Source organism: Marinovum sp. 2_MG-2023 (assembly GCF_030548265.1).
GTDB lineage: Bacteria > Pseudomonadota > Alphaproteobacteria > Rhodobacterales > Rhodobacteraceae > Marinovum.
Genome location: NZ_JAUOSD010000051.1, coordinates 1 through 9,736 on the forward strand (window position 1 = coordinate 1; position 9,736 = coordinate 9,736).

Sequence of the window (9,736 nt, forward strand, 5' to 3'; positions counted from 1 at the left end):
AACCGGATGCGCCCTAACTTATTGGCGCGCCCGCCCGTCAATACCTCAAAAATTTCTCCGTCTCGTCTGCGTCAGCGCCTCGTTGCCTCGTCGCCGCCGCCCCGTCTGGCGTCCCGTTGCGCGCCTCAGCGCCGCCGGTGAAGGGGGTTCTAGTGTTACCCAGCAAAACCCGCAAGCACAAAATCACAAAATCCCAAAGTTTTGCAAAGTTTTTGCGAAAAATAAACAAAATCAACTGGTTAGCGTGAATAGTTTTTGAGCAAACGGACAAAAACGGGGATTTCAGCCCAAGGCTTTTGGTGGTTTTCCGGGTTTTGTCCGACTCGGGACCACAAATCCCGAGTCGTTTGCCCCTAAAGCCCCCGATTATGAGCTTTGGGAGCTCTGGATTCCCGCTTCTGGCGGTCAATCAGGCCAGCACAACCCTGTGTTCGGCCTGTCCGGCAACCTCAACCGTGGCAACAAAGGTCGCGCCCTGGGCGGAATCAGGGGAATCGAGGCCGGCGCTTGCGCTGGTGACATATAGAGTGCGCAGATCCTCACCTCCAAAAGACGGGCAAGTGCTGTGCAGCCCCGGCACTTCGATCACCTGATCCAAAGTACCATCCGGCAAATAGCGCGCCACGCGGCCAGCGCCCCACTGTGCATTCCAAAGCGCCCCTTGGGAATCCACGACAGCGCCATCGGGCTTCAGCCCCGCTTCGTTCAGATCCACAAAGACCTCTGGCGCACCATCGGGCCATCCTTCGGCGTCCAGCGGCTGCACCATGATCTGAAGGGTTGGCGTATCGGCGTAATAGGCATGCCGCCCGTCCGGGGCGAAACAGATCGCATTGGAAACCGTGATATCGGCAAAGATCCGTTCGACCGCGCCTTTGTAATAGCGATAGATCGCCCCTGCCCCCGGTTCGGCATTGATCCCCATTGTTCCGATCCAGAAACCGCCCTGCGGATCGGCGCGGCCATCGTTAGAGCGTGTGACAGTATTGTCAGCCTCCAGAGGTGCAATCACCTCATGCGCGCCGCTGGGAATGTCAAAGCGCATCAGCGAGGTCTGTGACGCGACAAGAAGCGTATCACGATCCACCCAGCCCGCCGCCGAGACATATTCATCAAACGACCATTCGAGAGCGGTGTCGCCCTCCCGGCTCAGCAACTGGCGACCCAGGATGTCAAACCAGAACAATTGCCCCCGTTCCGGGTGCCAAAGCGGCCCCTCACCCAAGGTACAGGAACGACGGTCAAAGAATGTAGCGGCCATATGTGATCTCCGGCGGCAAGATAGGAAAGGGTTGAAACGCAAACGGCCCGCAACATTGTGCGGGCCGTCCGGCTATTTTGAATTATTTCAGGTCATCGGGCAGCAAGGCATCCGGCAGGTTCTGATAGCAGACCGGCCGCAGGAACCGCCGGATCGACATGGTTCCAACCGATGTCGCGCCGAAATTGGTGCTGGCGGGGTAAGGTCCGCCGTGCACCATAGTGTCCGACACCTCGACCCCGGTGGGGAATCCATTTGCCAACACGCGTCCGGCCTTGCGCTCAAGGACCGGCATCAATTGCCGTCCCAGATCCGAGTCGCCGTCATCCAAATGCAAGGTACAGGTCAACTGGCCTACCAGGCTCTGCGCCAGTGTTTGCATCTCGTCGGCATCCTTGACCCGCACAATCAACCCGAGCGGTCCGAACACTTCTTCGCCCAGCGCCTCGTTCGCCAACCATTCGGCACCGGTGGTGGCAAACAGATAGGGTGTGGCGTTGCGCAGGTCACAGGTGCTGCTGACCAGCTCCTGTACGCCGGTGCTGCCGGCAACCCGGTCCCGCCCGTCGCGATAGGCGGCCGCAATCCCGTCGGTCAGCATGGTCTGTGCGCCCATCGGCTTCAGCGCAGCTGTGGCCGCCGCGGTAAAGGCATCCGCCTCTGGCCCGTCAATCAGGACGGTGATGCCGGGATTGGTACAGAACTGTCCCGCGCCCATGGTCAACGACCCGGCCCAGCCTTCGGCAATCTGGCTGCCACGGGCGGCCAGTGCTTCGGGCAGGACAAACATCGGATTGACCGACCCCAGCTCGCCAAAGAACGGAATTGGATCGGGGCGCGCCGCACACAGGTCGAACAACGCCCGGCCACCGCCCAAAGATCCGGTAAAGCCGACGGCACGGATCAGCGGATGCTGCACCAGGGCCTGGCCCACATCACGCTTTCCGCCCTGGATAAGGCTGAACACACCGGGGTTCATGCCCTGCGATGCGATTGCGGCGTGAATCGCCTCGGCGACGATTTCGCCGGTGCCGGGATGCGCAGAGTGGCCTTTGACCACAACAGGGCAACCCGCAGCCAGCGCCGCAGCGGTGTCGCCCCCCGCGGTGGAAAACGCCAGCGGGAAGTTCGACGCACCAAAGACCGCCACAGGGCCAATCGGGCGTTGCACCATTTTCAAATCCGGGCGCGGCAATGGCTGGCGATCCGGCAATGCCGCATCATACCGCCGATCCAGATAGTCACCGGCAAGGATATGTTCGGCGAACAACCGCAACTGTCCCACGGTGCGCCCACGCTCACCTTCTAGCCGCGCGGCGGGCAAACCGGTTTCTTCGGTGCCGATCTGGGTGATTTGCGGGCCGCGTGCGTCGATTTCATCGGCAATCGCCCGCAGGAATTCGGCGCGCGCCTCGCGGCTGGCATATCCAAAGGACCAAAAGGCCTCTTCCGCCGCTTTGCAGGCCTGATCGACCAGCGCCGGCGTGCCAACGGAATAATCATGTGCGGCACCATGCGCCGGTTCGGATTGGAATGTTGCGTCGCCCGCAACCCATTCCCCCGCAATCAGATGTTTTCCGTGCGGTTTAAATGTCTCGTCAAGCATTGCTATCCCTTGTTTGACATATGTCCTGCCAGGGCGGCGGCATCATTTCCCGCAGGTGCGGGCGGCCACCCCGGCCCAAAATGGTATACCGGATTGATCACATCCACCGCGCGCAACGTCAAGCCAAGATCAAATTGCCCGGCCCACTGCGCCGTGTTGCGCAATGCAGCTGCTGAAATGGCTGTGTTGTGGCGGAAAATCCGCATTGAAATCGTCGCTGCGTCAAGGCGCGATCACGCGTGTTCCCCGGCATCCAACATCTGAGATGGGTGCCGGGGCATTGGTGTTCAACCGCCTTAGCTGGCGGCGACGGTTTCCTGCCGCTGGGTGCCCAGCCCCTGCACGGTCACTTCCATGACATCGCCAGGCCGCAAGAAGCGCTGCGGGTTCATGCCCATGCCAACACCAGAAGGCGTGCCAGTGGCGATAATGTCACCCGGTTGCAGCTTCATGAACTGGCTGAGATAGGACACGATTTCGCGCACGGAAAAGATCATGTCCGCAGTATTGGAATTCTGCACCACATCCCCGTTCAAAGAGAGCGACACATCCAGCGCCTGCGGGTCCGGCACCTCGTCTGCGGTCACGAACCAGGGGCCGATGGGGGCAAATGTCGGGGCCGACTTGCCTTTGATCCACTGGCCCAGCTTTTCGATCTGGAACTCACGCTCGGACACGTCGTTCACGGTGCAATAGCCCGCCACATAATCAAGCGCGTCTTCCTCTGACACATAAAGTGCCTCGCGCCCGATCACGACACCCAGCTCGACTTCCCAGTCGCCCTTGGTCGAATTGCGCGGAATGATCACATCATCAAACGGACCGGACAGCGCCGATGTCGCCTTGGAAAACACCACCGGTTCCGTCGGCGCGTCCATGCCGCTTTCCTTGGCGTGCAGGGCATAGTTCAACCCGATGCAAAAGAAATTCGGCACCGATGCCAGGCAAGAGCCGATGCGACCCGGTTCCGCCACCAGTGGCAGGCTGTTCACATCCAACGCCCGCACCGCATCCAGCGATTCGGCGGTCAGCGCCGCACCCGAAAGCTCCGGCAGATGGGCGCTCAGATCACGCACCTTGCCATCACCGTCAAGCATGCCGGTTTTTTCGGCACCAAGGGCACCGTAGCGGATCAGTTTCATGTCTCTTTATCCTTGTTTGGGCTTAAAATTCAGATCTGGGTCAGTTGCAGCTCAACCGCCGGACCCAGTGGGATCATCCGCGGCACCATCGGCACCGGATTCGAATTGGAAATATTCCTGCACGTTGATCAACAGATGCTCCAGATGCGCGTTGGTGTCTTTTTGCGCCATGGCAACATCACGCGCCTCCAGACCGGCCACAATGGCCCCATGCTGGCGCAGCACCCTTTCGCGCGACCGTTTCTGCGTCGCAGACAGGAATCGCGCACGCCAAAGACGCGCCAGATAAGAGGAATGGGTCTCGGCCAGCATTTCGTTATGCGATGCCTTGGCGATGGCAATGTGAAAGCTCATGTCGACCTCGAATCGCTCGACATCATCCAGCTTGTCATAATTTTTCGCCATGTTCTGCTCGATGGCGCGAATGCGGGTCAAATCCTCTTGCGTCGCATGCTCACAGGCCAGCTGCACCGACAACATCTCCAGCGCGCTCAGCACCTCGATCGCGTTGGACACTTCTTTCAGGGTGGGCTGCGCCACGATCGGGCTGCGGGACGGGCGCAACACCACAAGCCCCTCTTTCGCCAGGATTCGAATCGCTTCGCGCATCGGCGTGCGGCTGACCCCCATTTCAATCGCATTATCGCGCTCCTTGATCGGGGCACCGGGGGCAAAAACGCCCATAAGAATGTCCCGCCGCAGCTGATTAGCGATATGTTCCGCGCGATTTTCTTCCGCCATTTACCTGCGTCTTTTCCAATTGCTTCAGTGCACCCGCCAAAAGCGCAATATTTGATCATTGCGAGGTCGAATTGTCGAATTTGGTATACCAAAAGATGTTGATTGTCGAGAATGCTTTGGATAGCCTGTCTTTCGAATGGTATACCATTCTATCCGCGCCACCAAGAACGCGCGGCATCAATCGGTCCTACGGGGCCACCAGGGAGGAAGACCTAAATGAAACTGAAATCGCTTTTGAAGACAGCGACCGCGGCAGCACTGACAGTGGCGGCGACCGCTGCTTCAGCTGAAGACGTGACCCTGCGGATCCAGACGCACTACACATCCGAGCACCCCTCGGGTCAGCTGGCGGCACAATTCATCGACGATATTCAAACCATGTCGGGCGGCGAGATCACCATCGAAATGTTCTATGCCTCCTCGGTTGTTGCCACTACAGAGACATTTGACGCCGCCATCAACGGCATCCTCGACTGTGACATGACCGGCGGCGCCTATCAGACCGGCAAGAACCCGGCGTTCCAGTTCGTCGGCGACATCATGGGTGGCTATGACACCCCCTGGCAGCAGGTTTCCTGGCTGTATTACGGCGGTGGCTATGACGCCGCACAGGAACTCTACAACCAGCATGACATGCAGCTGATCGGCTGGTGGCTCTATGGTCAGGAATCGCTGTCCTCGTCCAAGCCGCTTGCAGGTCCCGAGGACATCAAAGGCTGGAAATTCCGTTCGCCTCCTGGTCTTGAAACCGAAATCTTCACCGAAATGGGCGCTTCGCCGATCGTGATGGATTTCACCGAGATCTTTACCGCGCTGGAAACCGGCATCATCGACGGTGCGGACGCTTCGGGTCTGGCCAACAACGTTGGTCTTGGCCTCTATGACATCGTGAAACATGCCACCTATCCCGGCTTCCATTCGATGCCGTCGGACCACCTGGCCTGTAACAAAGCCGTCTGGGACGGGCTGAGCGACAAGCATCAGCGCATCATCGACACCGCCATGCAGAAACTGACCCTGCACACCGCTCTGTCGAATGAAAAGAAGAACGCCGAAGCCGCAGCAGAGCTGACCGCCGCTGGCGTGACATTGCACAACTGGTCGGAAAAAGACCGTGCCGATTTCCGCGCTGCTGCCCAGCGTTCGTGGGACGGTTGGGCCGCCAAGACACCAGAAGCCGCTGCTCTGGTCGAAAGCCACCGTGGCTACCTGGCGGATCTCGGTCTGATCGCCAAGTGATGTCGATCATCTGATCGTTTCAAACATGGCTGGCGGGTCCCTTGGGGCTCGCCAGTTTTTTGAAGACATCAACCAACAAACGACATCACCAAACAAGGGGAGGACGAGCATGGAAAAAGACAATGTCTGGCTCGGCTCGGCACGCGGGCCTGTCAAAACCGCCGCCAAAGTATTCGGGGCCATAACCGCCGCAATTTTTGCCTGGTTGATCCTTAACCAGTTCATATCCGAAGATGCCATCGGAATGCATGAAATGATCCGCCCGCAGGGCCGGCCCATCGTGGCGATCATGCTGGCATCAATCTTTCTGACATTGCTCTGCACGGCGCTCTTTTTGTCGGATCGCATCGGCCATATCGAACCAGAGCCGCGCGGTTTCTTCGACATTCTGTCGCTGGTCACGTCGCGCATGGCGATGATCGGCATCGCATTGATCGTTGTGGTCATGTTCTACGAAGTTGTGTCGCGCTACGTCTTTAGCCGCCCGACACTCTGGGCGAACGAAATGTCGCTGTGGATCGCGGCGGTGGTGTTCCTGTTTGCCGGGCAATACGCCATGCAACAGCGCAGCCACATCCGCATCTATGTGATCTATGACATGATGCCCCGCTGGATGCAGAAGACCTCGGATGTGATATCCGTCGGGCTGATCGTCTGCTTCACCTTCTCGCTGGTCTGGGGCGGCTATAACGATGCCAAAACCCGCCTTCTGCGGATGGAGACATTTGGCACCGCCTGGGATCCGCCCATTCCCGGCACGATGAAGGCCGCAATTCTGTTCATCATTGTTCTGGTGACCATCCAAGCGGTGTCAAACCTGATTGCCGACTGGAACAAGGCGCCGGAACATCATTCGCCGCTCGACGACATCGACGAAACCGAAATCGAAAACATCCGCAAAACCCTGAGGGACGACTGATATGGTTGATATTGGAACACTCAGCCTGCTGCTCCTGCTCGGGATGTTCGCGCTGTTGGCCATCGGCATGCCGCTTGGCTTTGCCTCGGCCTTTCTGGCGGTGGTCACACTTGTCCTGAAATTCGACTTTGACCTGCTGTTCAACACCTTCGGACGCGGGCCATTGTCGGTGCTGGGTCAGGCGGTCTATCGCCAGATGACCAACTATGTACTGATCTCGGTGCCGTTGTTCATCTTCATGGCCTCACTGCTGGAACGGTCGGGCATTGCACGCGACATGTATTCCTCGCTCAACACCTGGCTCAGCCGGGCGCGCGGCGGGATTGCGATTGTCACGTCGATCATGGCCGTGATCATGGCCGCCATGTCGGGCATCATCGGCGGCGAGGTTGTGCTGCTTGGCCTGATCGCCCTGCCCCAGATGCTGCGGTTGGGCTATAACCAGAACCTTGCCATTGGCACGATCTGTGCCTCCGGCTCGCTTGGCACGATGATCCCGCCGTCGATCGTTTTGATTTTCTACGGTCTGGTGACGGAAACCTCGATCAAGGCGCTGTTCACCGCATCCTTCCTGCCCGGTCTGATGCTGGCGTCCTTCTTTATCGTCTACATCATCATCCGCACCCAGCTGAACCCGGATCTGGCCCCCCTGCCAGAAGAAGACCCCGACGCACCGCGCGGCAGTGAAAAGGGTCTGATGTTCCTGGGCTTCCTCGGCAAATTCACCATGTGGTTCACAGCGGTCCTGCTGTTGCGGGCGCTGTTCTTTACCGCGACGGGTGAAAACACCGTGACCGAAGGCGTGGATCCCATTGCCCTTGGCATGGTCAGCGACATTCCCTGGATCATCGGTGCCTTTGTCATTGCTGCGGTGGCTGTCTTTGTCGTCGTCGGCAAGGAACGCACGGCGCAGGGTTGGGAAATGGGCAAAGGTCTGGTCGCCCCCACCATCGTGATCGGCGTTGTGCTTGGCTCGATCTACATGGGCATCACCGGCATCACCGAAGCGGCCGGCATGGGTGTTGTCGCGGTCTTCGTGATCGGGCTTGCCCGACGCGAGATGACCTTCGACATCGTCTGGGACAGCCTGATGCGCACGCTGAAGTCGACCGGCACGATCATCTGGGTCACCATCGGTGCAGCGGCACTTGCCGCGGCCTATACGCTGGCCGGTGGTCCGACCTATGTGGCCAACATGATTGTCGGCGCCGACATGCCCACCATGGGCGTGATCCTGGTGATGATGTTCATCTTCCTGATCATGGGGATGTTCATGGATTGGGTCGGCATCGTCCTGTTGATCATGCCGGTGTTCCTGCCAATCGTGCTGAAACTGCCGATCGAGGAAATCGGCCTGATCGGCGATCTTGATCCGCGCCATGTGCAGGTCTGGTTCGGCGTGGTGTTCTGTATGAACATGCAGGTGTCGTTCCTGTCGCCCCCGTTTGGTCCGGCGGCCTTCTATCTGAAATCTGTGGCCCCGCCGCATATTTCGCTGACCGACATCTTCCGGGGTTTCCTGCCATTCATTGTCCTGCAGCTGACAGCGCTGACAGTGTTGCTGGTCTGGCCCTCAATGGTGTCGATCTTCCTCTGACACAACACAACACGAATTTGGTCGGGGCGGCGCGTTCGCCCCGATCACACCAAGGACCACACAGCCCCATCGGGACCCGTTGACTGTCATGCCCGCACCGCATGACATTCTGCCGGCCCCAATTCCGGCCTTCCGGAGACGCCCATGCTGACACAAACCCAGATCGACCATTTCGAAACCCAAGGTTACCTTGTGGTGGAAAACGTGCTGGATGCCGCCCGGTTGCAAGCGGTCCAAGCGGAATATGCCAGCTTACTTGATCGGCTTTATGCAAACTGGCAGGCTCAGGGCCGTGTGCCCGACGCCACCGGTCAGGATTTCTGGCAAAAACTGCTGACAAGCTATGCCGCCGGCTGCGACTGGTTCCAGCCAATGGATATCTCATTGCCGGGGGATGCAATCACACCGGACACGCCGTTCCATTTTGGCCCGGCGGTCTTTGACATGCTGACCGCGCCGCGTCTGCTGGACATGGTCGAAGATCTGATCGGGCCGGAAATCACCTCGAACCCGATCCAGCATGTGCGCCTGAAGCCCCCCGCCACCACCCTGCACGGCGCTGAAAGCCGCGCCCATGTCACGGCCACCGACTGGCACCAGGATCGCGCAGTGGCGCATGAAAGCGGCGATGCCACGCAAATGGTGACCGTCTGGCTGGCGATCAGCGATGCCACCGTGGAAAACGGCTGTCTTCAGGTGGTTCCCGGCAAACCGCAAATGTATCCACATTGCCCCAGGAAACAGACCGCCATCGCCGACGGCGTCCTGGACGAAGCCCGCGCTCTGCCCCTGCCGGTCAAGGCAGGCGGCGCAGTTCTCTTCCACCCGCTCACCCCGCATGCCTCGCTGGTCAATACATCCGACGCCTTCCGCTGGTCATTCGACATCCGCTACAACGTCACCGGCCAACCCACCGGCCGCGCGCATTTCCCGGAATTCATCGCCCGATCGCGACGCCATCCCGACACGGTCCTGCACGACTGGCAGCTGTGGCGCTCGATGTGGCACGACACCCGCGCCCGCCTCGCCACCCAACCCCATATCCCGATTCACCGTTGGCGCAGTGACAGCCCGGCCTGCGCCTGACGTCCCTGCCCTTCTTCTGTTCAAAAATATCCCGGGGGTCCGGGGGGCGCGCCCCCCGCGGGGAACAAAAAGAAAACCCAAGAATAACCCGGTGCGCCCAGTCGCTTTTAAACAACAGCCCCGGCCGCCGCAGGCGTAGGGGTAT

The 9,736-nt window shown here is 59.5% G+C and carries 9 protein-coding genes; 5 read left to right on the plus strand and 4 right to left on the minus strand.

The annotated features are described in order from the left end of the window. On the plus strand, positions 1-259 hold a 259-nt coding region (locus Q4577_RS23195; RefSeq protein WP_303472673.1), incomplete at its 5' end, for a hypothetical protein. A 150-nt stretch (positions 260-409) separates the two neighbouring features. Here the strand turns inward: Q4577_RS23195 and Q4577_RS23200 are convergent. The 4 genes from Q4577_RS23200 to Q4577_RS23215 all read right to left on the minus strand — a co-directional run bounded on the left by Q4577_RS23200 (position 410) and on the right by Q4577_RS23215 (position 4,750). Further along, positions 410-1,261, minus strand: a complete 852-nt coding sequence (locus Q4577_RS23200; RefSeq protein ID WP_303472671.1) for an SMP-30/gluconolactonase/LRE family protein — start codon at positions 1,259-1,261, stop codon at positions 410-412. 82 nt (positions 1,262-1,343) lie between these two features. Next, positions 1,344-2,867 carry an aldehyde dehydrogenase (NADP(+)) gene (locus Q4577_RS23205; RefSeq protein ID WP_303472669.1) on the minus strand — a complete coding sequence of 508 codons (1,524 nt, stop codon included), beginning with the start codon at positions 2,865-2,867 and terminating at the stop codon, positions 1,344-1,346. Positions 2,868-3,163: 296 nt separating this feature from the next. Continuing rightward, a complete protein-coding gene (locus Q4577_RS23210) occupies positions 3,164-4,009 on the minus strand; it encodes a fumarylacetoacetate hydrolase family protein (RefSeq protein WP_244685181.1) in 846 nt (281 codons plus the stop codon). A gap of 51 nt (positions 4,010-4,060) precedes the next feature. Further along, the gene (locus Q4577_RS23215) at positions 4,061-4,750 is read right to left on the minus strand and encodes a GntR family transcriptional regulator (protein WP_303472667.1); all 690 of its coding nucleotides are present in this window, start codon (positions 4,748-4,750) and stop codon (positions 4,061-4,063) included. Between the two features lie 216 nt (positions 4,751-4,966). Here Q4577_RS23215 and Q4577_RS23220 point away from each other — a divergent pair, with 216 nt between their 5' ends. The 4 genes from Q4577_RS23220 to Q4577_RS23235 all read left to right on the plus strand — a co-directional run bounded on the left by Q4577_RS23220 (position 4,967) and on the right by Q4577_RS23235 (position 9,591). After that, the gene (locus tag Q4577_RS23220; RefSeq protein WP_244685177.1) at positions 4,967-5,989 is read left to right on the plus strand and encodes a TRAP transporter substrate-binding protein; all 1,023 of its coding nucleotides are present in this window, start codon (positions 4,967-4,969) and stop codon (positions 5,987-5,989) included. Between the two features lie 109 nt (positions 5,990-6,098). Further along, positions 6,099-6,908, plus strand: a complete 810-nt coding sequence (locus tag Q4577_RS23225; RefSeq protein WP_303472665.1) for a TRAP transporter small permease subunit — start codon at positions 6,099-6,101, stop codon at positions 6,906-6,908. A gap of 1 nt (position 6,909) precedes the next feature. Further along, complete coding sequence (locus Q4577_RS23230) at positions 6,910-8,505, plus strand: TRAP transporter large permease subunit (RefSeq protein WP_303472663.1); 1,596 nt, start codon at positions 6,910-6,912, stop codon at positions 8,503-8,505. 144 nt (positions 8,506-8,649) lie between these two features. Further along, positions 8,650-9,591, plus strand: a complete 942-nt coding sequence (locus tag Q4577_RS23235) for a phytanoyl-CoA dioxygenase family protein (RefSeq protein WP_303472661.1) — start codon at positions 8,650-8,652, stop codon at positions 9,589-9,591. Positions 9,592-9,736: the final 145 nt, after the last annotated feature.

Coding starts and splice junctions, on each gene's coding strand:
- Q4577_RS23225 (WP_303472665.1), top strand. CDS start 6,099: ATGGAAAAAGACAATGTCTGGCTCGGCTCGGCACGCGGGCCTGTCAAA.
- Q4577_RS23210 (WP_244685181.1), bottom strand. CDS start 4,009: ATGAAACTGATCCGCTACGGTGCCCTTGGTGCCGAAAAAACCGGCATG.
- Q4577_RS23205 (WP_303472669.1), bottom strand. CDS start 2,867: ATGCTTGACGAGACATTTAAACCGCACGGAAAACATCTGATTGCGGGG.
- Q4577_RS23220 (WP_244685177.1), top strand. CDS start 4,967: ATGAAACTGAAATCGCTTTTGAAGACAGCGACCGCGGCAGCACTGACA.
- Q4577_RS23230 (WP_303472663.1), top strand. CDS start 6,910: ATGGTTGATATTGGAACACTCAGCCTGCTGCTCCTGCTCGGGATGTTC.
- Q4577_RS23235 (WP_303472661.1), top strand. CDS start 8,650: ATGCTGACACAAACCCAGATCGACCATTTCGAAACCCAAGGTTACCTT.
- Q4577_RS23215 (WP_303472667.1), bottom strand. CDS start 4,750: ATGGCGGAAGAAAATCGCGCGGAACATATCGCTAATCAGCTGCGGCGG.
- Q4577_RS23200 (WP_303472671.1), bottom strand. CDS start 1,261: ATGGCCGCTACATTCTTTGACCGTCGTTCCTGTACCTTGGGTGAGGGG.